Origin of the sequence: Galactobacillus timonensis, from assembly GCF_900240265.1 — a bacterium.
Classification (GTDB): Bacteria; Bacillota_I; Bacilli_A; order Erysipelotrichales; family Erysipelotrichaceae; genus Bulleidia; species Bulleidia timonensis.
Genome location: NZ_LT964739.1, coordinates 1,757,428 through 1,782,901 on the forward strand (window position 1 = coordinate 1,757,428; position 25,474 = coordinate 1,782,901).

Consider the following 25,474-nt stretch of genomic DNA (forward strand, 5'->3'; position numbering starts at 1 on the left):
GGAATGGATGGGAGAAAGAGTATGACAGAGATTCACGCAGTGCCGTATATTCCGGATGAGGATTATGACAATCCGGCGATGGTCACGGATTTCTATGAATTCTCCATGGCCAACTGCCTCTTCATGCATGGATTCAAGGACAAGATCATGGTATTTGACATGTTCTTCCGCGAAAACCCGGACAAGCAGGGATATTCCATCTCCTGCGGCCAGCATCAGCTGGTACGTTTTCTGTTGAATTATCATTTCACGGACCGCGACCTGACGTGGCTGCGGATGAAGGGAATGAGCCAGGAGTTCTGTGACTATCTGCGGGATTATAAGTGGAAGGGGGATATGTATTCCCTCAGGGAAGGAACAGTGTGCTATCCGCAGGTTCCGATGGTACGGATCGAGTGCGACATGGTCGGTGCCATTCTGATTGAGACCTATCTTCTGCAGACAATGAATTTCCATTCCCTGATTGCGACCAAGGCAACAAAGATATCGGGTCTTTCGACACACCGGGAGCGCAATGTCATGGAGTTCGGTACGCGTCGTGCCCAGGGTGAGTCAGCGGGCAATGAAGGCGCCTACGCTGCGGTTCTGGGAGGCTGTGTCGGTACGGCCAACTGCCTGGCAGAAATGAAATACGGTCCTTCGGTCAAGGCGGTCGGTACGATTGCGCATTCGTTCATCGAGTTCTATGGCGATGAGTTCGAGGCGTTCAAGGCCTATGCCGAGACGTATCCGGAAAATGTTGCGGTTCTGCTGGATACCTACAGCATCTTTGGGTCGGGTCTTCCGAATCTGATCAAGCTCGATGACTGGATGATTCAGAAGTATCCGAATGATCCTAACCGGCGTGTCAAGTCGGCGCGCATCGACTCGGGCGACCTTGCCCGCTGCTACAAGCGTCTGCGCAAGGCGCTTGACAAGGCAGGCAAGCCGTACATTAAGCTGGTGGCGAGCAATTCCCTCGATGAGAAGCTGATTGCCAACATGGAGCTGTATGAAAATGCGAAGTTTGACAGCTATGGTGTCGGTGAGCGTCTGATCACCTCCGCTACTTCGCCGGTCTTCGGCGGCGTGTACAAGCTGGTTGCGGTAAAGGAGGCGGATGGCTCCTATTCGCCGCGCATGAAGTGCTCGGATTCCGCCAGCAAGGCGATTATTCCGGGCAAGCTGATGGCTTGGCGTGTCTTCGATGAAGAAGGCAAGGGACAGTGTGACATCATTTCGCTCGACAGTGAGACGATTGAGGCGGGCAAGGAGATCCATGTCTATGATATGGATCCGGATGCCTATCACAAGGACCGTTACTTTACGCCGTATCTGGTAGAAAAGATTCTGGTTCCGCATATTGTGAACGGGGAACTTGCGATTGATCTGCCGACAATTGATGAGAAGAAGCTGTGGGTCCGTACGCAGCTGGAAGGCATGGTATGGGAGTCGGAGCTGCGTCCCGAGATGCCGCACCGCCACTATGTCGATCTGACGGAAGGTGTGCATAATCTGCGGGAGAAGCTGTATCAGGAGCTTCATGGAGGTGAACTGGCGTGAAAGCATTAATGTTCGGCGGCGCATTCAATCCTCCGACGAAGGCTCATATTGAGCTTGGTGATCTGGTGCGCAGGGCACTGGGCTATGACCGCGTTATCTATGTACCGACCAAGTCGGATTACATTGAGAATACGCAGAAGAAGAATTTCGCCTTCTCCAACGAAGAACGTCTGTCGATGCTGAGGGATGTTTCCGTCATGCGTCCATGGATGAGCGTCAGTGACTATGAACTGACGGCATCCCAGCAGCCGCGTACCTACCAGACGCTGCAGTATCTGAAAAAGACATATCACTGCGATGAGCTGAAGCTGCTGATGGGTACGGACAAGCTGGAGGAACTGGATCCGATGAAGGGAATCTGGATGTTCTCCGAGGAGATCTGCCGGGAATTCGGCATCGTTGTCATGGAGCGCAGCCGCGATGATGCGCGCCGCATCATTCAGCGCAATGCCTTCCTGATGAAGATGAACAAATGTTTTACCATTGTTAAGACGCCGGATACCTATGCCGATATTTCTTCGACACAGGTGCGTAAGCTGTTCTGTGAAATCCAGGATGATATGGCAAAGCTTGATGACATGATGCCGAGAGAACTGAACGGCCTGCGTAATGAAATCATGAAAAAGGTACAGTGACATGAGAAACCGCTGGATCAAAGTTTCAGCAGCTGTTCCATCCTTGAAACCGGGCGATCCTTCCTATAACACGGACCATATTCTGAAGATCATGAAGGCGCATCCGGATTGCGGCCTTCTGGTGTTTCCGGAGCTTTCCATTACGGGTTATACGTGTGCGGATCTGTTTCAGCAGAGTGTTCTGCTGGACGGGGCAATGGAAGGGCTGCTGCGCATAAAGGAAGCGAGCAGGGAGTTTCAGGGAACGGCCGCTGTCGGCATGCCGCTTCGTTTTGAAAACTGTCTCTACAATTGCGCAGTCTATGTTTCCAAAGGACAGATCGTCGGCATTGTTCCAAAGACCTATCTTCCGACCTATGGTGAATTCTATGAGGGGCGCTGGTTTACTTCTGGCAAGAGTGTCATCGGACGCAGCCTGGTCATTGACGGAGAAGAGGTTCCCTTCGGTGTCGATGTATTGATTGAAGACAGCGAAAGCGGCGTCCTGATCGGGACAGATATCTGCGAGGACCTCTGGGTTCCGGATGCGCCGAGTACGCATGCCGCAATTGCGGGTGCCAATGTTCTGGTCAATCTTTCAGCGAGCGATGAGGTCATCGGCAAGGAAGATTATCGTCGCAGCATTGTTCTGAATCAGAGTGCATCCTGCCTGGCTGCCTATCTGTATGTATCTTCCGGGACGGGAGAAAGTTCGACGGATCTCGTGTTCAGCGGCCATACGATGCTGGCGGAGAACGGACGGATGCTCAATGAGATGCTGTATCCGGAAGAGGATGCGGTGCTCAGCGGGCTGATTGATCTGGAGCTTCTGGAACATTGCCGTATCCACGAGACGACTTTTACCAATGAAGACGGGGCGTGGTATCGTCATTGTCCTGCCTCTGTTCCTGCGGTCAATGGCAAAGAGGAGATCACTGCTGAGGAAACGGTCGAAGCTCTGAAATCATCACCTCGCAGCTATCCTAGAATGCCGTTTGTGCCGAGTGATGACAGCGAGCTGCGCAAGCGCTGTGAAACGATTCTTCGCATCCAGGCCAACGGCCTTGCGACGCGTGTGAAGGCAACCGGTCTGAATACGCTTGTCATCGGTATTTCGGGCGGCCTTGATTCGACGCTGGCACTGATCGTTGCCCATGAGGCGCAGAAGATTGTTCCGTCGATCCGTATCCTCACGATTACGATGCCCAATGAAGGAAACACATCGTCGCAGACCTATGACAATGCGATGGAACTGATGCGGGCGATGCATTCCGAGATCCGTGAGATTCCGATCGGTGCTGCTGTTCGTCAGCACCTCACTGCCATCGGCCATTCGCTGGAATATCAGGGAGAAGGCGATACCGCCTATGAGAATGCCCAGGCACGGATGCGTACCTATATCCTGATGGATACGGCCAATATGGAAGGCGGATTGGTTGTTGGAACAGGTGATCTCAGTGAGCTTGCGCTGGGCTGGTGCACCTACAATGGCGACCATATGAGCATGTATGGTGTCAACGCTTCGGTGCCCAAGACGCTTGTACAGTACATCTGCCGCGCCTATGCATTGACATGCGGAGATGAGAGGCTGAAGAAGGTGCTGCTGGCAATCGTTGATACCCCGATTTCTCCAGAGCTTACCCCCAGCAATAACGGTGCAATTGCGCAGAAGACGGAAGACAAGATTGGAAAGTATGATCTGAACGACTTTTTCCTGTACTACACGCTTCGTTACGGCTTCCGTCCGGCCAAGACACTGGCCCTGGCAATGTATTCCTATCCGGAACTCTCGAAGGAACAGATTAAGGAGGCGTTAACCCGTTTCCTGAACCGTTTCTTCCATCAGCAGTTCAAGCGTTCCTGTCTGCCCGATGGTCCCAAGGTTGGTTCTGTCACACTTTCGCCCAGAGGCGATTGGCGCATGCCCAGCGATGCCAGCGTGAATCTCTGGCTTGAAGAGCTGAAAGAAAGCTGATAACAAAGCAAGATATCGCATTATTAAGCCAAAACAAAAGGCTCCTGCCCAATCGCGGGAGCCTTTTCAAATGGGCAATACCGGTCAATCCGCCAATCTCCGTTGACTGCCTGACACGTCCGGTAACGCGCGTATACGCTCACACACGATTTCGATCCTGCGTTAAATCTGCGTTGCGGCTCGGTCAGGACGAAGCTATCGCGTTGCAGGTCGATGATGAGCAACACGATAGGTTTTGATATGCAGTATAATTAATGTCAGAAACATCATCTGGCAGCTGTAAACATCTAATTGCACTTGGAAAAAATTTGGAAAATCTGACGATACATCAACCAATGCTGAATTGGCACGGGCGGATAATTGAAAGCAATGAGACACTTCAGCAAGAAAATACTGTGTTTGGAGGAGAGATAATGGGACAAATTTTATTCTTTGATTGTGAAACGCCAAACCATCGAAATGATCGGATATCCCAGATGGGAATTATTATTGATCGCGATGGAAAAGAGATTTTCAGGAAATCCTATTTGATCAATCCTGAGGAACCATTTGATGAATTTAATGTGAAATTGACTCATATTACCCCTCAAATGGTATCTGATAAGCCTACTTTTCCTGAAATCTGGCCAGAGATTTCCAACTACTTTAACGAATCTCTCTTAGTTGCACACAATGCGAAGAGCGCAGATCTTTCGTATCTTAACAAGGTTGTTCAGCATTACAGACTTGATATCAAAGTTGTCCAGTTTATTGATACTATGCGCAGTCCGTTCGGGTACGATGGCCCGCTACGTCTGGATGCTCTATGTGATTTTTATGGGATTGATTTGAGCAATCATCATGATGCATTTGCAGATGCGGAAGCATGCAGGTCCGTTTTCTATAAGCTGAATGAAGAGAGACCATGGACGAAGGATGATCAGGAAACGTACTGGTTTCATGAAATTGAAAAACACGCTGGTGCGGATGTGAAGGAATCTGCTTTTGCAGATTTGAGTGGACTGCTTGCGGGTATCAGTTTTGATGAAGAAATTGATGAAGACGAGATGCAAGTGCTGAAGAAATGGTTGGAGAACAATCAATACAATGGCGATTGCGAGGAGTTTAAGGAAGTATTCACTATCATTAACCATCTTCTCGAAAGACGTGTGTTAAATGCCGAATTGTACAATCAGCTTTCTGCTGCGCTTGATCATGGCAGTCGTCAGCGGTACAGCAGTGTAACGCATGAGCTGCAAAAACTGAAAGGGATGCTGTCTGGGGTTTCTGCCGACAAGACAATCACAGCGGAGGAAGCATTTCAAATAGAACATTGGATGGAGTCTCATTCCGAGCTTCAAAATAATTATCCTTTTAGTACCATCTTTTCTCGGCTGAAAGAAGTCCTGAAAGATGGTGTATTAACAGAATTGGAAAGTGAAGAGCTTTATCATCTTTTTGATAAATTTGTTGATCCGCTCAAGTATCAGGATCAAGAAGATAATAATGAAATTGAAATTGCTGATAAAAATGTCTGCCTCACTGGAACATTTGATTATGGAGATAAAAGCAGTGTAAAAAAGTGCCTTTCATCAAAAGGGGCTCACATGGTCGATTCGGTGACGAAAACAACAGATTTACTTATCGTTGGTGGTCAAGGAAGCACATCCTGGTCAATGGGAAATTATGGTGAAAAAGTGAAGAAGGCTTTGAGAATGCAGGAAAAAGGAAGCTCAATAAAGATCATTGCTGAGAAAGATATTCAGAATCTTCTTTCTTAGTTGGAAATTTGCGATCTAAGGTCAAGCAAGTATCTTTTTCTTCATGGAATAAGGTTAGTTACAATGTAAATTCGGGGATAAGAAATAGGAATTGTTGATTCGAAGAGATTGCTAACCACTTCTTCGGTAAAGAAGCAACATTAAAGAAACGCATGATAAGGATTATTACAAGACGCAGGTAGCAGAGAAACTGGCAGATGTATTGAATTACTGCATTCTGATGGCAGATAAACTAGGCGTAGATCTTGATCAAATCGTCCAGGACAAACTGGCTATCAATGCCAAAAAGTATCCGGTTGAAAAGGCAAAGGGGACCAGTAAGAAGTATTCAGAATTATGACAGATTAGCCATTGGTTTTTAAGCTAATCAGTCTTGACCAGCATCATGAACCAGAAGGAGGGGAATATGGGGATGTTTGACGCAAAATCAACAGTCAGTATTGTCACTAATGTTGAACTATTGGGAGTTGTAAATAAAGTGGTCGATACAAAGCTTCATGCAGTGCTGAATTTTGCTGAATATGTTCAAGGTGATGAATATTCCTTCTTTGTTTCGACTGAGAATGGCTCTAGGCGGATAACTACCTGTGATCCACATGAAGTTGATGTTTTAACGAGAGCTGCAAATGCTTTTAAAAAGGATAAAGAACTATTGAAGAATCAAAATGGTTTAAGCGATGGGACCGCACAAATAATAAATCAGCTATCGCAGCTGACGGACTTGTTGGAGAAAAATGTTATCTCCAAAGCAAAGTATGAAGAACTGGCCGGCCCCTTGCTAAATTCATTAAATGGTCCAAAACAATCAGCTCGAAAAATACCGGCAAATAATTTCTACGTCTATGAAGTCGATCATGCCACATCGAAAATGATGAGCGCGGTTATTCTTCCTGTCATTGATGGAAAGAAATATAAGAAATCCTCCGTAGGAGCTAATACATATGGTGCTTTTAGCCTTCCGATTGGGGAACATACTTTTCAAGCTAAAATGGGAGCTTTTACATCACTGGAATGGAACTTTAATATTGAAAATGAATATGAGCAAATCGTCATCGTTGTTGAACATGACACCAACAAAGGACAAACACTAAATCTTTTTGTTGAAAGACATAAATAAACCCTGGATCAATTCATTAGACAAGGTTATAGAGATTGCTGATCCAATAACTGAAAATAGTTAAAAATGGATAGGAAACTCTGGAACTTTTTGGATAAGGAAAGGTGTAAGAAGGTCTTCAACTATGACCGGGGTTTATGAGTGTTCTTCTTGTGCTGCAGTCGATTCTCATTGTTTACGTTGTCAAACGCGTATGGAATCTTTCCGTAGCTTTGCATTTATTGGCGACGATGACAGAGGATTTGATTGCGAAGGTCGAGGGATGTCAAATGCCAGTCCGGGAGCATTAAAGCGGGGAATAAACTCCATAATCAACGAAGGGCAATACTGTCGATGAAAAAAACGCATAATAGGGCGTATGCGAAACATCCGCTAATAATTAGTATCTCGGAATTGATTTTTGCTAAAGGAAATGAGATATATTTGTGAAGCGGCAGATTAAGATCCGCGCAGGCAGCAGATTATAATCAGTGAAGATACCGGAAGAAACGTGATGTTCTTATGCACGCAGCACTTTATTGGAAGTAAAAATGCATGCTTATTCCTGCATCTTTGGATTACAAAAAGAACCGGTTTCTGGCCGATTCTTAGCGTAAATCTTTTATGTACATCCCACTTACCTTCAGATAATTGGATAATCCTTGCAGGCATAAATTTGGGTGGCGTTGGTTGTTGTTTTCAATATAACCATGTGCCTGTTTTTTCATCCGCCGCATAAATGCCCGTGTTTCAAACGGATCTTTACCATTGAGATATTCCTTAACAAATTGATTATAGGCCGGTTGATCTCTGAACTCCGGTAATGTTGATGTGTAGATTTCATCTCTCAGGTCTTGTCTGTGTTCATCACACATGCATGTAGATAAGAGATAGCGCAGAGTTATTATTTCCAGCTCAAGTTCTCTGGTCTCCTGAATCATGGAATATACCAGAGTCGCATATTCATTCTCAGTACTGCTCATACCGCCTCTCTTTAAAATGATCTGTTCTGCGCAGCTGCACGGACGATATCTATATTGATCGTCATCGCATTCTGCTGTTCCCCGATATTGATTGAGTCATACATAATATTGTCGATGATACGGGGGTCTCCACCTGCATATCCGTTGATCACACTGATTGCGGCTGGGTCAACGATCGCTTCTGTGCCGCCGGCCTGTTTCAGCTTGAAGAAGATATATTCCTTTACTTCTTCACCAGACAGGCCATTGTATTCATAATGCACCAGTATTCTTTGTTTTAGGGCGGCGTGCACCGGCTTATTGATGACTGTGTTCAGATAGGGTTCGCCGCTTAGTACCAGCGCAAAACAGTTTTTGGAGTCGTAGTCGAAGTTCATCAACATTTGTAAATCATTCAGAATGCCCTGATTCAGATATTGGGCTTCATCCAGGATCAGAATAACTGTCTGGCGTTTTTCTTTGTAGGTATAGGCGATCTGTTCCTTCAGAGCCCTGACCCTGGCAGTCTTGCCTTTGACGTCCGTAATCCCGAACGTATCTGACAACTGTCGATAGAATTCAGGAACGGTTACAGTAGTGAAACTAATGTATACCGGTCTGTACTGATTTGGGTTCAGGCTGTCCGCAAAGACCTTCAGTGCCATTGATTTTCCCATCCCGGGAGGAGCCGTAATCATTCCAATACCACGGGTTGTTTTCAACAGATTCAGGCGGGAAAGAACCTGCTTCAAATCATCTGACTCAAAGTACCGGCCTCCGAAGCTGAAATTCTTATCAAATGGATTTCCAGTCAGACCATAGATATTACCTGACATGTTCGTCACTCCTCATCTTCGAATAATCCAGAATCAGATTCTTCCGCTTCGTATGGGCATTGGCATTCTTATCTGTCCTGTGAATGGAATAATGCTTTCCGTCATAGAGAATATATGCGGTCCGCATATCCGATGGAACATACCGGATTTCTACAGTCTGACGAATGAACTCCATCGGCACATCATACAAAACCCCGCCAATCCGTACTGTGGAGTCCAGGTGTACAAGACGCCTGATCCGGTTGAGGAAACACTCATCCAGCCATTCCTGCGATTTAGGCTTTCGGATATAGTCCTTCGTCTTCTCGTAACGTTCAAATGGTGTGCAGCCGATAGAGCTATGAACCGTTGTATTGTAGCTTCGCACATAATCCCGATACATTTCATTGAACTGTTCAAGAGAATGGATCTCTGAAGGATTCAATTTGAAGAGGAAACGTTCATCCAGTGTTCTCCATGCTCGTTCCCGTTTTCCCTTGGCGGCGCCATCCCGAACAGGCGCATGAATCAACACAATACCTAGTTCTCCGCAGATCAGCTCAAGCTGCTCATTCAGGTAGGAACAGCCGTTATCAACATAAAGCTTATCGGGAATTCCATAGGCGGCGATGGAATCCTTCAGCACCTTCTGGAAATTGACTGCGTTATCCGCGTAGAATAACTGGCTTTTCAGCTCCATTCGGCTATAGTCATCCAGAATGCCTATGCAGTAGACACGGCGGCTGATGCCATCTTCCGTAATGTAGGGGAGATATTTCGTATCGGCCTGCCATATCTTGCCAAACGAGTCTTCTTCAAAGGCTTTTCGATCTTTCACATTTGGATTTCTGGCACTTTTCAGATCGTGATTTTTAATAAATCTCTGCACAGTACATACGTTTACTGTTGAATCGATGAAGGATTCTTTAATGAGCTGATGATAAATCTGAGTGGCATTCATTCTGGGAAATTCCTGCTTCAGGGCATATATTCTCTCAATCGCAATGTCAGGCAGAGCACGGCTGGCTCCCTTATCTTTCCGCGTCACTGGCATAAGGGCATCAAATCCGTAACGCTTATAAAGAGACGTCCATTTTTCAAGCGTCTTCCATGAATACTTCATAGGCCTCCCATCAGGCATCGTAATGGAGGCTGTAGCGGCAACGCGCTGATAGTACTTTTTCGCACTCTTATCAGGGCAGGTTCCCTGAAGAACAGGCGCAATTAAACCAAAACGAAACTGCGCAGCTTCCGCCGCTTTTGCAAGATCAGGATTCATATTAGGGCCATTTTTCATGATGATCACCTCCATTCGTAATGATAGAAGTGATGATGAAAAGGTAAATTAACACGCCGTGCCTATGGCTGGAAAGGAAAAATCAAACTTAGATGTACTGCCCGGATCGCGCATTTCTATGCCCTTGCAGGAAACGATGGTGGTCCGGCATAAGCTTCATGAATCCTCTTTCAAAGTTCATGAAGTCCGGGAAATTCAGCAGATCTTTCAGGAACTGAATCTCAGAGGTAACAGCGTCTTTCAGAACACCGAGCCATAATGATTTGGCATGGAGAAATCTCGCTTTCCACCGATAAAGTGTAGGAGCCGAGATTTTGTACTTTTCGCATATCTGCCTGACTGTGAGCCGATGAGAAAAATAGTCACTCAGAGCCCAAAGGACCGTAAGCAGGCTATAGGGGGAATACGGAATGATCAGCGCCACCAAAAAGGCGTGTGATGAATGACAACTGCCGCAGCGGAACCGCTTTGTATGCAATTCACTTTGGATAATTTGCCCGTTGCGATATTCAAGAATCCAGCGACTGTAATTTCTGTATTTCCTAAGATTCCCAGCGCCGCACAGTGGGCAATGACCGGAAGAAAGGAAACGCGTCAGAAGCAGATCTGTCATTTCCTGCGCAGAAATATTCAGTTTTGATAGCTTGATTAGTTGAACGAAAATGCCTACCATTGCATTTGTAGCCTCCTTTTTGACACAAAAAGGATGTGCTTACACATCGGACGGAGAGAAGATTTCGGTTTGGCGACTTAAGGTCTTCTCTCCCTTTTTATGTCCTTTGATTACAGCATAGAGCATAACGAAAAAATGTGCAGTTATTCACGGCACATTCTCATCACAACATGAAATCTGCTCCTATTTTTATCTGCCGTATTTCTGCTGTCCGCGCTTATTTTATTATGCAGGATTACACTGTGATGNTACAGCATAGAGCATAACGAAAAAATGTGCAGTTATTCACGGCACATTCTCATCACAACATGAAATCTGCTCCTATTTTTATCTGCCGTATTTCTGCTGTCCGCGCTTATTTTATTATGCAGGATTACAATATATTTTTCAAAAGGATGAATTTATATGGATTGGTTATCGAAATTCATTAATAAATTGAAAAAAGACTTAGCCCTTGATATTAGCGATGAAGAATTTAAACAAAATCAAGCAATAATTGCTGAATGGGAGCGTCAGCATCCTGAGGAATACCACAAACATTTTAATTCTTGGGAAGAGAAAGTGGCATATGCGAAGGCACATGTAACCAATCCCCGAACCTTTGAGGAGATCACAGCAGATTACAACAATGTTTTTCATACTTTAGATAATGAAGATTACGTTGTGGCTATTTTAATCGGCGTAGTAGCGTATGGAGTTGCATATTCGACAGACGATCACGGAAAAGATTTGGAGAAAGGCATCGATGATATGCTTCCGAAGGATTATGACAAAAATAATCCTTTTGATATGAAAGAAGGCTGGGGACATCGCGTTTTCGGACATGATGTTGCAGCATTTCCGTTGAAAAATATTCCAGGTAATTATGCTCTTCAAATTAAAGTGAGCAAATATCAAACGAAATCTGTGCGGATCGCTGATTATATTGGTCAGCCAGATGCAGAGTATGTGTCAATGCTAGATCTGGTCTGGTTTTTTTACGGGAATGATGATGACAAATTAAAGGGGATTTTCAATTGTCTTGCGCATATCTTTGTTCATTTTGCCAAGGATTTATGTACGCCCGCAGGGCTTCCTCTCCCATTTGTTTCATTAGGAAATACGTATCGGGAATATGAGCACGTTAATTTTTCTACGTTGCCATATAGAGATTCATTGATGGCTAAGCTTGATAAAGCAAAGTTAAACATGAAAATGAGTGATTTTGCTTCTTTTGCCACAATTGAAATTTTGTCCACTATTGTTTGCCATAATAAGCAAGTAGAAAATAAGGAATGCTTTTTACGGGAAATAAGATTGATCGCAATGGGAACGTGCATCAGTGTTCAGATGGCTTCGATATTGCTTCATAAGGATTTGATTACGGCAGACTCATATAACCCGAACAAAATCATCCCTGGAGCAAGAGTCAATGCATTGATGACAGCTGATTGTACGCGTTTACTGTTCAAAGAAGCAATGGACTTCTCTAAACAAGAGAAAGAAATAATGGGTAGATATCAGGAAATATCGAAAAGTACAAAATGAAAGACGACGATAAAAAGATAAAGCCAATATTAGGTGTTCTCATTATTGGCGTTAGTGCAATCGCAAATAAGTTCTTGGGATGGATATGTGCACGCCGAAAAGAGGCAAAATTTCGTAAAGCGGCAGAGGATGCCGAAATGAGGAAGGGGGAAAAGGAAGACTAATGTCGATAATTTTTGCTTTTGTTGCGGCTGCTATTTTGGGCATTATTTCTTTACTTATTTCTTATTTTAAGATGCAAATTCTGGTTCGTCGGTACATGTCTTCCGCTAAAACCGGTGCATTTATGTTGAGTTGATGGTGCGGGCGTGTCGCTTTAACGGTGCGCCTTTTATTATGGTTATGTAGTTTGATGAAAGGAGATTACAATGCAAAACTACACTGCCATTATGGGCATTATCCGTATGAGACAGCAGGGTCTCTCATACCGGCAATGCCACGATCGCTTCAAGGTCGGAAACAGTACTATCACCCTGCTCATGGCCAGATACCAGGACCTTGGCTTATCCTTGACAGACCTGGAGAAAATGGATCCCCAAAAGGTTGTCCAGGCGTTCTATCCACCGGATGAAAAACGGCGCAAAGATGTTCCGCTGCCTGACTTCAAGAAGATCCATGAACGTCTTATGGAGAAAGGAAGTAAAGCCAACCTGTTCTTCCTCTGGACCGAGTATAAGCAGGACAATCCCAACGGCTATCAATATTCGCAATTTGCGGAATACTACCACCGCTATGTCGAGCAAAACTTCGGAAGCCAGGATGTCTCCATGGCTGTCGAACGTATCCCTGGTGAGAAGGTATTTATCGACTGGGTCGGTGACCAACCGGAAATCATTATGAATCCAGAATCAGGTGAGCTTCAGAAAGTTCATGTGTTCGTCACGACGGTTGGAGTGAGCAGCTATCTATTCGCCGAACTGTTTCCTGACGAGCAGCTGCCGAACTTTATGAAAGGCACTAATGATGCCCTGGCATTCTATGATGCGGTTCCGAAATATTTAGTCCCTGATAATGCGGCTACAGCGGTTACCAAGCACACAAAGGATGTTCTGCTTATTAACAGCACTTATCAGGATCTTGAGAGTTTCTATGACACCATTATTCTCCCACCGCCCGCCTATAAGCCAAAAGGAAAACCAACTGTGGAAAAACATGTTCAACTTCTTGAAACATGGCTTTTGGAAAAACTGAAGGAGAATGTTTACAGCAGCTTTGCCAGCGCCAATGAGGCCTGTAAAAAGATAATAGCGGACATCAATGACAGGAAGCCAACTGGTTGGGAACATTCCCGTAAAGAGATGTTCGAGCTCTACGATAAGCCGCAGATGAAGAAACTTTCCGACGGTGCCTTCACAACCTGCGACTATGTAGCGTTTGATCATATCCCAGCAAACTATCACTTACCATATGATGGCCACTACTACTCTGTATTGTACACGTACTATAACAGGCCAGCCATTTTGAAGGCCACTATGACAGAAATTCGGATCTGTGATGAAAACAACAGACTTCTCTGCACTCACCCAAGATCTTACAAGAAATTTCCGAAATACATCACTAACGATGAGCATATGTCGCCAGAGCACCGCTTCTATAAAGAAGTAAACATGCATGATGGTGATTATTATCGCAGATGGGCATCGGCGATCGGAAAGGATATGTTTACACTGATTGATACCGTCCTCCATAGCTCCAAGCACGAAGAGCAGAGTTACAATTCGTGCAACGGCATTCTTCACATGTGCGACGGAAAATCAAAGGTTATTGTCAATATGGCTGCACGCAAATGCATAGAGCTTAACAGCTGTAAGTATTCATACTTCAAGAGAATTCTTAATGACATTCTGAATAACGGAGGCAGGCCTTCTGGAGATTCTCTTCCGGAACATAAAAACATCCGTGGAAAGGACTTCTACAAATGACCGACCGCAGAATCCTTGAAAGTACTGAAGAGCTTTGCATGAAGTTAAGACACATGAAGCTATCGGGCATGGCTGATGAACTTGAGCGTCAGAATAATGACCCTAATCACGACCTTGTTTCATTTGATGAACGCTTGAACGGCATTATCAACGCTGAGTGGAATCTTAGATATAACAAGAAGCTCAACCGCTTCATCAAGAAAGCCACTCTCCGATATCCTGAAGCTGACCTTGACGACGCTATTTATGATCCCGCCCGTCAGCTGGATACCGATACTATTGAACGCCTGTCCAAGTGTTCCTGGATTGAGGAAGGAAGAAACCTTCTCGTTACAGGGGCCTCCGGCAGCGGTAAATCATACATTGCCAATGCGTTGTGCATATGTGCGTTACGACAGTTCAAGACCGTTCGCTATAGTAAAACCAGCACGCTCATATACGAACTTGAAAAGGCGGATCTTGAGAAGACTCACCTGGAATACATATCCAAACTAGTAAAGCTGGATCTGGTTGTGCTGGACGACTTTGGACTCATGGACCTCGATCCAGATAAGTGCAGAAATCTCTTTGAACTGATAGACGCCAGAGAAGGAAGAAAATCCATTATTGTGATATCGCAGCTTCCAGTCTCCTCATGGTATGAGCTGTTCAAGGACAACACTTACGCAGATGCCTGTCTGGACCGATTGGTCAACAGAGCATTCAGACTACAATTTAATGGCAAGAATATGCGGAACCCGTCCCTTTAACTAGCGTTCCGCTAAAGCGGAACGGCGCACCGATGAAGCGGAACAGCCGTTCCGTTTTTCCGGATTGTGCAAATAAAACGACAATACATATAACAATACATATCACTCCCGTTCGTTAAGATTTTCTTGCAATCGCGATTTGCAAATCTAACGAACAGGAGTGAATTTTTTATGTATTTCAATCAAAACGAAATCGGAATAAGAGTCCGAGATTTGCGTAAACGTCGCGGTTTAACGATCGAGAAATTAGCCAATGAGCTGAACTACAGCCACAGCCATATGAGTAAGGCAGAGCGTGGCGTACATTGTTATTCTATTGATCTCTTGATCGACCTTTCTGAGTACTTCAATGTCAGTCTCGATTTCCTGATTCTTGGCAGGGAGCGGGCTAATCATCAATTCAAAAAGCGTCTCCGGTTCCTCATTCAGGAGCTGATCGAGATTGAGGAGAAACTGTGATGCACCTAATTACTGCCTGCCGATAGGCTGTGTTGCGCCCTCGAAAGAGCAGTTGATCCAAGTTAAGCTTTTCTCAGAACAGATAAGATCTGTTCTGAGAAAAAACTGCTCTTTGACAACTGAATATACATTCATCAGGTACATTCCCATGCGGGTGGAGGCGAAACCACGCCAGCCAGTTGAACCGCACGCCATGATCCTTTATCGGGGAGCGAGAAATGCGCTGTTCATATATGCCGGATCGCTTCCGGTACGGCCATGAAACGCATGGGGACAATGATACTTCTGTTCAGTCACAGCCCTGGGTGAAACCGGGATAACGCAATGAGAGCAGCTCGCAGAGATCCTGGGAGGGGTGAGAGGCCCATGGAGCCGGGAGCACCCGGACGCCTGATGATTTCCCGCTGCCGGGGTGTTGAGGACAAATTGGCAGAGAAAAATGAATGTCTGGGGGACTGTAACAGTTTGAGCATATTTAGAATCTGCTCAGGCTGCTACGGCCCCTTTTCTTGCATGGTGAATGATAGTGCTCGAGCATTCATTCTCCGGCAATATGAAAAAGCGGCTGACGGTATCAAATCAGCACGCATTAAAAACATCTTTGTTAGTTCCATGAAAATTTCTTACTGTCTTTCGCTTTAGTTCATCAGTGAATTCTGCTCTGGCTTCTTCACAGTCAGACGCCAGTGGTGATATTTGCGGAGATTGTATCCCATGATTACCAGAAGAAATTCCATTTTTACGTTTTTCATTCCTCTTCTATGGAATCGGGTAAATCTCATGTCTTCCTTAATCACTCCGAAGGCACCTTCCGCCTGCTCGCTGCGCTTGGTTTTCAGTTCGATTCCTTTCTCTGAATCCAGCTGTTTTCTGGCTTCCGCTTTCAGCTCTTCACCCACAACATTCACGCTGTTCTGACGATATCCACGCTTGTTGTACTTCGGTATACATTTGTCTCTCAGTGGACAGCCTTCGCAATGTTTTGGCTCTGAATAATTCTGCAGAATGGTCAGATTTCCTGCCCGTGAAATTGAACTTCTGTCTCCGTCATAATGATCGAACTTTCTTCCATTCGGACAGATCCGATAGCCATCTTTATCAACACCCCAGTTGAATGTATTAAATGGGTGATTCTTCCTGAACATTCTGTCGTGTTCCTTGCCGTACATCGGGAACTTCTGAACCAGATTTATTCCATGCCGGATGTTATACAGATAATTGTCATAACCTCCATATCCGGCATCAGCCGTCGGATCCCTGGGATAATAACCGTATAAGCTGTGGAATCGCTCCATAAATGGTTCCCAGGTGACCGTATCTCCAGGCGTCTGATAGATATCGCTGTTTACAATGAATCCCTCTGAAACGGCGATCTGGCAGTTATAGCAGGGGCGTGTTACACCGGAACGGTTGTAATAATCCCATTTGGTAGCCATGAAGGTCGCATCATGATCCGTCTTTGAGCAGCTGTTCCTGTCACCAATGATAGAAAGCCAGGTCTCATAGCCGCTGAGCCGTATTGCGTAGCCAAGCAGAAGATCATACCGCTTCTGAATGTCTGACTTGCGCTTTCCTTTTCCGTACTGAATTTGAATGTTTTCATGAACCATGACATCCATCAGATACTGAACGATGAACCATATTTCCAAAGCAGAGTATCTCACTTTGGTTTCGTAATAGTACCCATAAGCGAGATTCAGTGAGGTGACCGCTTTGGTAATATCGCGGAAGAGATCTGCACGTGCATTCAGAATTCGTTTCTTATAAACAAAGGAATTCTTGTACGCATTCGCCTCGATCTTCGTGCCATCTACGAACTGAGTGTTCGGATCAATTCCAGTCTCGTTGATAATATCCAGGTTGAGATCCTTCATGAGGCTGTCAATGGATTCAGTGAGCTGATTCATCACACGCGAAAAGGCCATTTTACTGGGCATTTCCTGATTAGAGAGATAGATGAACCGGATATCGGTCCGACAGTGCTGGACGATATCTTCCAGGGAATAAATGCGATTCATGTAGGCAAAGAGAATGACTTTAACGAGCATACCTCTGTCATGACTGCGGGAGTTATTCGAACGGATTGGTTTCACATAACGGCTGAAGTTCACTCCTTTCACCGCACCGAGAAACGAATAAAGGGTGTCATCCTGAGGCACTTTGATAAAGAGATTAAGAGGCAGGGCCAGCTGAACAGCGTTATAATAAGTGCGCTGATCGGGTCCTTCGAAAACAAGATCAGCATTTTTCATACCTTAATTATACATGCAAGCATGTATTTAATCAACATGGATTTCAACTTTCTTGAACTTCTTTAACATCAGACCGCCGAAAAAGGACTATCTAAAAATAGATGGGGTTTGGGGGTGCCTCTAAGAAATCCTGGGATTGATGATCCGGGGGGAGTTAAAGAGCTGTAAACCCTCATGGGGAGGCACAACGGCCTTCTCCTTTTCGAATTTACCGATTATCATGCGGTTAGAGACATCAATAGAAAGGAAAAGGTTCAGAGACTAGTTTCCAGCCATCTCTGAACCCATAACCAAAACCATGGTTAGTGTACCACATTCACAATACAAAATTGTTAAACATCCTAATCATCTGAATGATTTTTGATGAAATGCAGCGAACCTGTTTTGGATCCTGAAACAGGCCTGCCAATGAGATTCTGCGGAACTGCCAGAAGGTGCGTTAAAACGCCAAAAGGTTCTTACTGGATCTGGATTCCTGTCGCCGTCTCTTCCAACGGAAGACATCACCGTGTTCTCCCTGATTTCCTTGTCCCTTACAAGCACTACTCGGTGCAGACCATCGAATCGGCTCTGGACAATGATCTGGATCTTGATCGTTATTCGCTTCCTTCCGATTCTTCCGTTTACCGTTGGAACAAATGGCTCGATAAGCTCATTGTGCAGCTCCGGATTTTCCTGAAGCTGGTTGATCCGCCTGATTCGCTGCTTCAACAGCTTCGTGTTCTATTCCGGCGTGATGTCCGCCGGGCTCCGGAATATGATTCTTCCAGTGGCTGGGTGGCCGGAATCAATCTCTGCCTGAATGGGCCAAATGACTTTGACTTGGGCCTTTCCTGATCTTCCCCTATGCTGGGCTCAAAGGAGAAGATCTATGTCCGAACAATCTGATAAACAGGCCATTCTTGAATTCTTTAACCTCGATACAGGCAGTGTGGAGAATGTCATCTTCCATAATGACAATGGCAGTGCGTCTGTCCATGTTTTACTGCGGCCGGATCATCCGCCTTGTCCCGATTGCGGCTGTACCCTGCCAAGGGTTAAGGACTACATTGACAAGAAGATAAGCCACGGCGTCTTTACTGATCGTGAGTGCACCATCTTCTATCATGCCCGCAGGTACATCTGTCCTGTCTGTCATCGAACGTACTATGAGAACAATCCATTCTGTTTCAGGAAGCAGCACATCTCCGCCCTCACGGTTGAAAACATTCTGAACGATTTGAAGATTCAGACCGAGACCTTCGCTTCCGTCGCTAAGCGGTATCACATCTCTCCCACAACCGCTGCCTCCGTCTTCGATGCCCACGTAAAGGAGGCGCGAAGACCTCTGCCCACATTGATGTGCTGGGATGAGAACTACGCATTTTATCATCCGGGAGAGAACTCAAAATATGTGTTCGTTATTCTCGACTTTGAGTCACAGGAGCCGGTGGATATCCTGCCAAGCAGAAGAAAAGATTATCTGCTCAGCTACTTTCTCAAAATCCCAGTGGAAGAGCGAAAGCGCGTCAAAATGATTGCCACGGACATGTATAGTGAATACCGCGCCATCATACGTCAGCTGTTCCCTAAGGCCTATCATTCCGTTGACCATTATCATGTCAGCCAGGAGCTCTCCAGAAAGGCTGACAGCGTCCGGATCAGAGTAATGAAGCAGACTCCAAAATATATTGAAGGCACAAAAACACAAACCAACGAGTATTATCTGCTGAAGACATTCAACTGGATGATATTCAAGCGGCTGGACGCCAGAGACAAAGATGGTAAAAAGCTGTTCGATCCCGGCCATCCAAGGAAAATGAACCGCAAGCTGAACCGGTTCCTCAATTATTACGAAATTAAAGCCATGATCGAAGCCGTTCATCCCGATTTGAAAAAGGCATGGGACCTCAAGGATGACGTTGTGGACTTCTATGACAACTGCACTTACGATACTGCTCCCCAGGAGCTGAACAAACTGATTCAGTCCTTCGCAGCCAGTGGTATTCCGGAAATGAAAGAGTTCTCCCGCACCCTGATCAGCTGGAGAGAGGAGATTATCAACTCCTTCATTGTCGTAAAGCAGCGTCATACAGTCGATAAGGACACAGGCCAGGTGGTAGTGTCCGACATAAAACTGAATAACGGATTGATGGAGAACCGGAACTCAATCATCAAGACGATCAAGAAAGCAGCCAACGGATATACCAACTGGGACAGGTTCCGCAGCCGCTGCCTCTATGTGCTCAGAAAGAGCTCCAAGCCAATGTTGAATCCTGTCATTCCGCCAAAGAAGGTTAAGCAATGACTTCAACCAGCTTTCAGCCCCTGAGTCCCGAACAGGCATGGATCACTGCAGAAGGAGCCTGTTTGTATGGCAAAGAAGCAGAACAATATCTGCAGGCCAGCATTCGTTCCATGAACCGAATATGCCGCTCAGCACAGCGATTAATGCGCGGCATTGAATGTGAGCTGAAGCAGCGTAACCAAACGAGCAATATGACTCTGTATGCCATGAACACAGACGAGATGCTTGCCCGCATCGCCATCTATTGTGAGATGTTTCTGGACGAATACGAAGAACTTCAGGAGACGCAGCCGTAACAGGCGGTCTCCTTTTCTTTTCCATTCAAAAACCGCCTGTTTTACCAGACGGTTTCGTGGTGGGATAAACCTTCATGGGGTACCCCGACTCCCCAAGTTTTTTTACTTCGTTTTCGAGGCATCCCCAGATAAATTTAGATCGCCCGAAAAAGGAGCCATAACAGTCATTCAACTGTTACAGCCCCCACATGTCGGAATCACTGGTTCCGAAATTCCGGATCGGTGGACTCAAGCTACCGGATTATCCGGCCTCAAACGTCCGGCATTTGCAGCTGGGGAATTTAACGCGTAAGTTGAAAATTAAGCTGCTTATTGTTGCGCTTGAGATAATCACTAAATCAAGCAGTTTATTATTATTTACCTTAACGCAAAAACCTACCCAGAGGTGACTGGCGCATGCCCAGCGATGCCAGTGTAAATCTCTGGTTCGACGAACTGAAAAAGGAATAATAACAAGGCCTAGAATCGCGTTTATTCGCTAAAAAAGGATTCCTGATTGCGGGAATCTTTTTTTGCTTTCCGGAAACTATGATCCGCCAATCTCCGGTGACTGCCTGATACGCTCGATTGCATGGAATGGATAATAGAAGCCGGAGAACGTTTCACCATTCAATTTTCATTTGATGGATTTCGATAAATGATTCATCTGGTCTATTATTGCTGACAGAAACGATATCCCCAACCCAAGGCCCGATGCCATGTTCATCTCCGAGCGGATTTCTGTTAGACAATCCAAGGAGAAATGGTAGAGGGTTAATTTCTAATGGACCATTTCTGTCAATTCTGTAAGAGTACACACCTAGCGTTTGAATATCATAAAAGACTTTTTTACTAAGATTGATCGTATAACGAATATCTTTACCGGTACGCTCAAATAAACCCTCCATTGGATTCTTAAGGTTAAAAATATATTGTTTACCAAATTCATCTGGAGGTTCCTTATCGTAAAGATAGCTTTCTACCATTTTTTTGACATCTTCATCGGCTTCCTTAAATTGTCCTGAAAAATTTCTGCCATTATCTAAAACCCAATCAACCCATGGAATGTTTTTTTTTAGCAGTTCTTTCAGGGCAGGATTCTTTGTGTCAGAAGAGATCGGACATTGATCGCTCCAAAAAATCAACCGACTATTCTTCCAGTCAGTTTCAATCAGCTCATATAGTGCTCTCATGGGAGCAATTGCAGGTCCGCAGCTTTCTGTAATTCTAGGGCCGTATCCAAGGTCAAAGGGATCAAAAAAATCCAATGTATCAATATTTACCCAGTAACAATCTTCGCTCATAAATCGTCACCTTTTCATTCGTTTTTTCTAATGCCAAAATATCCTTTATACATGAATGCAGTTTTGGTTTTCAAAGTGTCCTTGGAGATTAATGACCGGCACCGCCTGCAGTATAAACTGCAGGATCCAGCTCGTAAACGGATGAGAGGGAAACCTCGCTTCCCGGCTCATAGATGGTCATGATCACCCAGCGCGCTGTGTCCGGATCTTCTGCATTCTTCAGAGCAAGGAAAGCGTGTTTGCTGGTGAGACTGTCTGATCCCAGTTCAGCAATATAGCTGTAGGTATCTCCTGTGTTGTTTTCAAGCGTCTGTATAGCTCTTTCAAAGACAGCGGCTGCGCTTTCACTGATATCCTGTCCCTTGTCCTGCGAAGGATAGTACTCAGTGTTGATCACGAAGCCTCCAAGCGTATCCGGATCGACAGAATAGGTATGGTCCAAGTCCGTAACATCCGCAAGGTCAAAGGGAACGATGGACATATCCTCGATATTGCCATCCGGATCCTGATAGACCGTAACAACGTCGAGATGGCTGGCACTGTCTGGATCATCCGGTGTAATTTTGCAGAGAATGGAATAGTTCATTCCGCTCACTACCTGCCTTGCAAGCAGAGCAATCGGATCATAGGCTGCTTCCGTGACGGATTCCAAAGCCTTGTCCAATGCAGTCTGGGCATCTTCGGGCAGTTCTGCTGATGCAAGGAGCGGATTTACCATATAGCCTTGTTCGGTACTCTCTGGGGTTGGTTCGATCTGGACTTCCGCTGTCGCAGCTGGTGTGGTGCTGGCAGGGGAGCCGGCTGCGGAGGTTCCACAGCCTGCAAGCACTGAAACTGAAAGAAATACAGATACGGTTAATCTAAATTGATTCATCTTCTTTCCTCCTGAATTGTTCTTTTTGAAGTGATTGTGGGGAAGCCATTCACACCCGGAAAAAAACTGCCTGCTGCAGAATATCGGATCTGTCCTCTTCCCGTATTGTAGGGGATGATGTGATTCCTGTAAACATTGACACTGTGGTAGACAGGGGGTGTTTTATAACTACACTTTCAGGTAATGGACTTTCTTAACATTTTCACGTTTTCAGGGTAATCCTGCAGCACATGGAAAAGAAAAACCGGATGATATTTCTGGCAATAACGAAAATCCTGAAATGGAGGTTTTGCATTTTTATATGCGACTGGCGCATGCCAAGCGATGTCAGCGTGAATCTCTGGCTCAAAGAGCTGAAAGAAAGCTGATAAAAAAGCGCAATATAGCATTATTGGCGATCTAAATTTATCTGGGGATGCCTCGAAAACGAAGTAAAAAAACTTGGGGTGTCGGGGTACCCCATGAAGGTTTATCCCACCACGAAACCGTCTGGTAAAACAGGCGGTTTTTGAATGGAAAGGAAAAGGAGACCGCCTGTTACGGCTGCGTCTCCTGAAGTTCTTCGTATTCGTCCAGAAACATCTCACAATAGATGGCGATGCGGGCAAGCATCTCGTCTGTGTTCATGGCATACAGAGTCATATTGCTCGTTTGGTTACGCTGCTTCAGCTCACATTCAATGCCGCGCATTAATCGCTGTGCTGAGCGGCATATTCGGTTCATGGAACGAATGCTGGCCTGCAGATATTGTTCTGCTTCTTTGCCATACAAACGGGCTCCTTCTGCAGTGATCCATGCCTGTTCGGGACTCAGGGGCTGAAAGCTGGTTGAAGTCATTGCTTAACCTTCTTTGGCGGAATGACAGGATTCAACATTGGCTTGGAGCTCTTTCTGAGCACATAGAGGCAGCGGCTGCGGAACCTGTCCCAGTTGGTATATCCGTTGGCTGCTTTCTTGATCGTCTTGATGATTGAGTTCCGGTTCTCCATCAATCCGTTATTCAGTTTTATGTCGGACACTACCACCTGGCCTGTGTCCTTATCGACTGTATGACGCTGCTTTACGACAATGAAGGAGTTGATAATCTCCTCTCTCCAGCTGATCAGGGTGCGGGAGAACTCTTTCATTTCCGGAATACCACTGGCTGCGAAGGACTGAATCAGTTTGTTCAGCTCCTGGGGAGCAGTATCGTAAGTGCAGTTGTCATAGAAGTCCACAACGTCATCCTTGAGGTCCCATGCCTTTTTCAAATCGGGATGAACGGCTTCGATCATGGCTTTAATTTCGTAATAATTGAGGAACCGGTTCAGCTTGCGGTTCATTTTCCTTGGATGGCCGGGATCGAACAGCTTTTTACCATCTTTGTCTCTGGCGTCCAGCCGCTTGAATATCATCCAGTTGAATGTCTTCAGCAGATAATACTCGTTGGTTTGTGTTTTTGTGCCTTCAATATATTTTGGAGTCTGCTTCATTACTCTGATCCGGACGCTGTCAGCCTTTCTGGAGAGCTCCTGGCTGACATGATAATGGTCAACGGAATGATAGGCCTTAGGGAACAGCTGACGTATGATGGCGCGGTATTCACTATACATGTCCGTGGCAATCATTTTGACGCGCTTTCGCTCTTCCACTGGGATTTTGAGAAAGTAGCTGAGCAGATAATCTTTTCTTCTGCTTGGCAGGATATCCACCGGCTCCTGTGACTCAAAGTCGAGAATAACGAACACATATTTTGAGTTCTCTCCCGGATGATAAAATGCGTAGTTCTCATCCCAGCACATCAATGTGGGCAGAGGTCTTCGCGCCTCCTTTACGTGGGCATCGAAGACGGAGGCAGCGGTTGTGGGAGAGATGTGATACCGCTTAGCGACGGAAGCGAAGGTCTCGGTCTGAATCTTCAAATCGTTCAGAATGTTTTCAACCGTGAGGGCGGAGATGTGCTGCTTCCTGAAACAGAATGGATTGTTCTCATAGTACGTTCGATGACAGACAGGACAGATGTACCTGCGGGCATGATAGAAGATGGTGCACTCACGATCAGTAAAGACGCCGTGGCTTATCTTCTTGTCAATGTAGTCCTTAACCCTTGGCAGGGTACAGCCGCAATCGGGACAAGGCGGATGATCCGGCCGCAGTAAAACATGGACAGACGCACTGCCATTGTCATTATGGAAGATGACATTCTCCACACTGCCTGTATCGAGGTTAAAGAATTCAAGAATGGCCTGTTTATCAGATTGTTCGGACATAGATCTTCTCCTTTGAGCCCAGCATAGGGGAAGATCAGGAAAGGCCCAAGTCAAAGTCATTTGGCCTATTCAGGCAGAGATTGATTCCGGCCACCCAGCCACTGGAAGAATCATATTCTGGAGCCCGGCGGACATCACGCCGGAATAGAACACGAAGCTGTTGAAGCAGCGAATCAGGCGGATCAACCAGCTTCAGGAAAATCCGGAGCTGCACAATGAGCTTATCGAGCCATTTGTTCCAACGGTAAACGGAAGAATCGGAAGGAAGCGAATAACGATCAAGATCCAGATCATTGTCCAGAGCCGATTCGATGGTCTGCACCGAGTAGTGCTTGTAAGGGACAAGGAAATCAGGGAGAACACGGTGATGTCTTCCGTTGGAAGAGACGGCGACAGGAATCCAGATCCAGTAAGAACCTTTTGGCGTTTTAACGCACCTTCTGGCAGTTCCGCAGAATCTCATTGGCAGGCCTGTTTCAGGATCCAAAACAGGTTCGCTGCATTTCATCAAAAATCATTCAGATGATTAGGATGTTTAACAATTTTGTATTGTGAATGTGGTACACTAACCATGGTTTTGGTTATGGGTTCAGAGATGGCTGGAAACTAGTCTCTGAACCTTTTCCTTTCTATTGATGTCTCTAACCGCATGATAATCGGTAAATACGAAAAGGAGAAGGTCTTTGTGCCTCCCCATGAGGGTTTACAGCTCTTTAACTCCTCCCGGATCATCAATCCCAGGATTTCTTAGAGGCACCCCCAAACCCCATCTATTTTTAGATAGTCGCATTATTAAGCCAAAACAAAAGGCTCCTGCCCAATCGCGGGGGCCTTTTCAAATG

General features: G+C 45.6%; 25 protein-coding genes. 15 read left to right on the top strand and 10 right to left on the bottom strand.

Annotated elements, in window-relative coordinates:
• The first annotated feature begins 21 nt into the window (after positions 1-21).
• From C1714_RS08320 to C1714_RS08345, 6 genes are all read left to right on the top strand, one after another.
• Positions 22-1,542, top strand: a complete 1,521-nt coding sequence (locus C1714_RS08320) for a nicotinate phosphoribosyltransferase (protein WP_102342743.1) — start codon at positions 22-24, stop codon at positions 1,540-1,542.
• The gene (locus C1714_RS08325; RefSeq protein WP_135567922.1) at positions 1,539-2,177 is read left to right on the top strand and encodes a nicotinate-nicotinamide nucleotide adenylyltransferase; all 639 of its coding nucleotides are present in this window, start codon (positions 1,539-1,541) and stop codon (positions 2,175-2,177) included. The genes C1714_RS08320 and C1714_RS08325 overlap by 4 nt, the downstream gene beginning before the upstream one ends.
• A 1-nt stretch (position 2,178) precedes the next feature.
• Positions 2,179-4,131: an NAD(+) synthase gene (locus C1714_RS08330; RefSeq protein WP_102342745.1), complete on the top strand. Its 1,953-nt coding sequence runs from the start codon at positions 2,179-2,181 to the stop codon at positions 4,129-4,131.
• A 254-nt stretch (positions 4,132-4,385) separates the two neighbouring features.
• Positions 4,386-5,891: an exonuclease domain-containing protein gene (locus tag C1714_RS08335; protein WP_102342746.1), complete on the top strand. Its 1,506-nt coding sequence runs from the start codon at positions 4,386-4,388 to the stop codon at positions 5,889-5,891.
• A gap of 139 nt (positions 5,892-6,030) precedes the next feature.
• Positions 6,031-6,231: a MazG-like family protein gene (locus C1714_RS14570; protein ID WP_102342747.1), complete on the top strand. Its 201-nt coding sequence runs from the start codon at positions 6,031-6,033 to the stop codon at positions 6,229-6,231.
• 66 nt (positions 6,232-6,297) lie between these two features.
• Positions 6,298-7,008 (top strand): hypothetical protein, encoded by a 711-nt coding sequence (locus C1714_RS08345; RefSeq protein ID WP_102342748.1) that lies wholly within the window; start codon positions 6,298-6,300, stop codon positions 7,006-7,008.
• Positions 7,009-7,595: 587 nt separating this feature from the next.
• On the opposite strand, the gene C1714_RS08350 is transcribed toward C1714_RS08345, so the two are convergent.
• The 4 genes from C1714_RS08350 to C1714_RS08365 form a co-directional block, all read right to left on the bottom strand.
• Positions 7,596-7,970, bottom strand: coding sequence for a hypothetical protein (locus C1714_RS08350; protein ID WP_102341464.1), 375 nt, complete (start codon positions 7,968-7,970; stop codon positions 7,596-7,598).
• Positions 7,971-7,981: 11 nt separating this feature from the next.
• Positions 7,982-8,785: an ExeA family protein gene (locus tag C1714_RS08355; RefSeq protein WP_102341463.1), complete on the bottom strand. Its 804-nt coding sequence runs from the start codon at positions 8,783-8,785 to the stop codon at positions 7,982-7,984.
• The gene (locus C1714_RS08360) at positions 8,775-10,061 is read right to left on the bottom strand and encodes a DDE-type integrase/transposase/recombinase (protein WP_210115222.1); all 1,287 of its coding nucleotides are present in this window, start codon (positions 10,059-10,061) and stop codon (positions 8,775-8,777) included. Before C1714_RS08360 ends, C1714_RS08355 begins: the two co-directional genes overlap by 11 nt.
• 88 nt (positions 10,062-10,149) lie before the next feature.
• On the bottom strand, positions 10,150-10,734 hold the full coding sequence (locus C1714_RS08365) for a helix-turn-helix domain-containing protein (RefSeq protein ID WP_102341462.1): 585 nt from the start codon (positions 10,732-10,734) through the stop codon (positions 10,150-10,152).
• A 405-nt stretch (positions 10,735-11,139) separates the two neighbouring features.
• Between C1714_RS08365 and C1714_RS08370 the strand changes: the two genes are divergently transcribed.
• The 5 genes from C1714_RS08370 to C1714_RS08385 all read left to right on the top strand — a co-directional run bounded on the left by C1714_RS08370 (position 11,140) and on the right by C1714_RS08385 (position 15,391).
• On the top strand, positions 11,140-12,261 hold the full coding sequence (locus tag C1714_RS08370) for a hypothetical protein (protein ID WP_102342749.1): 1,122 nt from the start codon (positions 11,140-11,142) through the stop codon (positions 12,259-12,261).
• A complete protein-coding gene (locus tag C1714_RS14060) occupies positions 12,258-12,425 on the top strand; it encodes a hypothetical protein (RefSeq protein WP_167849989.1) in 168 nt (55 codons plus the stop codon). The genes C1714_RS08370 and C1714_RS14060 overlap by 4 nt, the downstream gene beginning before the upstream one ends.
• Before the next feature lie 204 nt (positions 12,426-12,629).
• The gene (gene istA / locus C1714_RS08375; protein ID WP_102342372.1) at positions 12,630-14,183 is read left to right on the top strand and encodes an IS21 family transposase; all 1,554 of its coding nucleotides are present in this window, start codon (positions 12,630-12,632) and stop codon (positions 14,181-14,183) included.
• Between the two features lie 53 nt (positions 14,184-14,236).
• The gene (gene istB / locus C1714_RS08380; protein ID WP_425349057.1) at positions 14,237-14,932 is read left to right on the top strand and encodes an IS21-like element helper ATPase IstB; all 696 of its coding nucleotides are present in this window, start codon (positions 14,237-14,239) and stop codon (positions 14,930-14,932) included.
• A gap of 171 nt (positions 14,933-15,103) precedes the next feature.
• Entirely contained in the window at positions 15,104-15,391 is a 288-nt protein-coding gene (locus C1714_RS08385; RefSeq protein WP_102342374.1) for a helix-turn-helix domain-containing protein, read from the top strand.
• Between the two features lie 638 nt (positions 15,392-16,029).
• Here C1714_RS08385 and C1714_RS08395 read toward each other — a convergent pair.
• A complete protein-coding gene (locus tag C1714_RS08395) occupies positions 16,030-17,643 on the bottom strand; it encodes a transposase (protein WP_102341520.1) in 1,614 nt (537 codons plus the stop codon).
• A 363-nt stretch (positions 17,644-18,006) separates the two neighbouring features.
• On the opposite strand from C1714_RS08395, the gene C1714_RS08400 reads away from it, so the two are divergent.
• Genes C1714_RS08400 through C1714_RS08410 form a run of 3 tightly spaced genes read left to right on the top strand, consistent with a single transcriptional unit; the run spans position 18,007 to position 20,226 of the window.
• The gene (locus C1714_RS08400; RefSeq protein WP_135567852.1) at positions 18,007-18,480 is read left to right on the top strand and encodes a DUF6431 domain-containing protein; all 474 of its coding nucleotides are present in this window, start codon (positions 18,007-18,009) and stop codon (positions 18,478-18,480) included.
• A gap of 34 nt (positions 18,481-18,514) precedes the next feature.
• Positions 18,515-19,930: an ISL3 family transposase gene (locus C1714_RS08405; protein WP_167849870.1), complete on the top strand. Its 1,416-nt coding sequence runs from the start codon at positions 18,515-18,517 to the stop codon at positions 19,928-19,930.
• Positions 19,927-20,226, top strand: coding sequence for a hypothetical protein (locus C1714_RS08410; protein WP_102342750.1), 300 nt, complete (start codon positions 19,927-19,929; stop codon positions 20,224-20,226). The genes C1714_RS08405 and C1714_RS08410 overlap by 4 nt, the downstream gene beginning before the upstream one ends.
• 602 nt (positions 20,227-20,828) lie before the next feature.
• Here C1714_RS08410 and C1714_RS08420 read toward each other — a convergent pair.
• Positions 20,829-21,509 carry a hypothetical protein gene (locus C1714_RS08420; RefSeq protein ID WP_102342752.1) on the bottom strand — a complete coding sequence of 227 codons (681 nt, stop codon included), beginning with the start codon at positions 21,507-21,509 and terminating at the stop codon, positions 20,829-20,831.
• 88 nt (positions 21,510-21,597) lie between these two features.
• Positions 21,598-22,383, bottom strand: coding sequence for a hypothetical protein (locus C1714_RS08425; protein ID WP_167849990.1), 786 nt, complete (start codon positions 22,381-22,383; stop codon positions 21,598-21,600).
• A gap of 230 nt (positions 22,384-22,613) precedes the next feature.
• Between C1714_RS08425 and C1714_RS14065 the strand changes: the two genes are divergently transcribed.
• The gene (locus C1714_RS14065) at positions 22,614-22,751 is read left to right on the top strand and encodes a hypothetical protein (RefSeq protein ID WP_167849991.1); all 138 of its coding nucleotides are present in this window, start codon (positions 22,614-22,616) and stop codon (positions 22,749-22,751) included.
• A gap of 169 nt (positions 22,752-22,920) precedes the next feature.
• Here the strand turns inward: C1714_RS14065 and C1714_RS08430 are convergent, their stop codons facing one another.
• The 3 genes from C1714_RS08430 to C1714_RS08440 are packed head-to-tail and all read right to left on the bottom strand — an operon-like array spanning position 22,921 to position 25,140.
• Entirely contained in the window at positions 22,921-23,220 is a 300-nt protein-coding gene (locus tag C1714_RS08430) for a hypothetical protein (protein ID WP_102341426.1), read from the bottom strand.
• A complete protein-coding gene (locus C1714_RS08435) occupies positions 23,217-24,632 on the bottom strand; it encodes an ISL3 family transposase (RefSeq protein WP_167849870.1) in 1,416 nt (471 codons plus the stop codon). Before C1714_RS08435 ends, C1714_RS08430 begins: the two co-directional genes overlap by 4 nt.
• A gap of 34 nt (positions 24,633-24,666) precedes the next feature.
• A complete protein-coding gene (locus tag C1714_RS08440; protein ID WP_135567918.1) occupies positions 24,667-25,140 on the bottom strand; it encodes a DUF6431 domain-containing protein in 474 nt (157 codons plus the stop codon).
• Positions 25,141-25,474 lie beyond the last annotated feature (334 nt).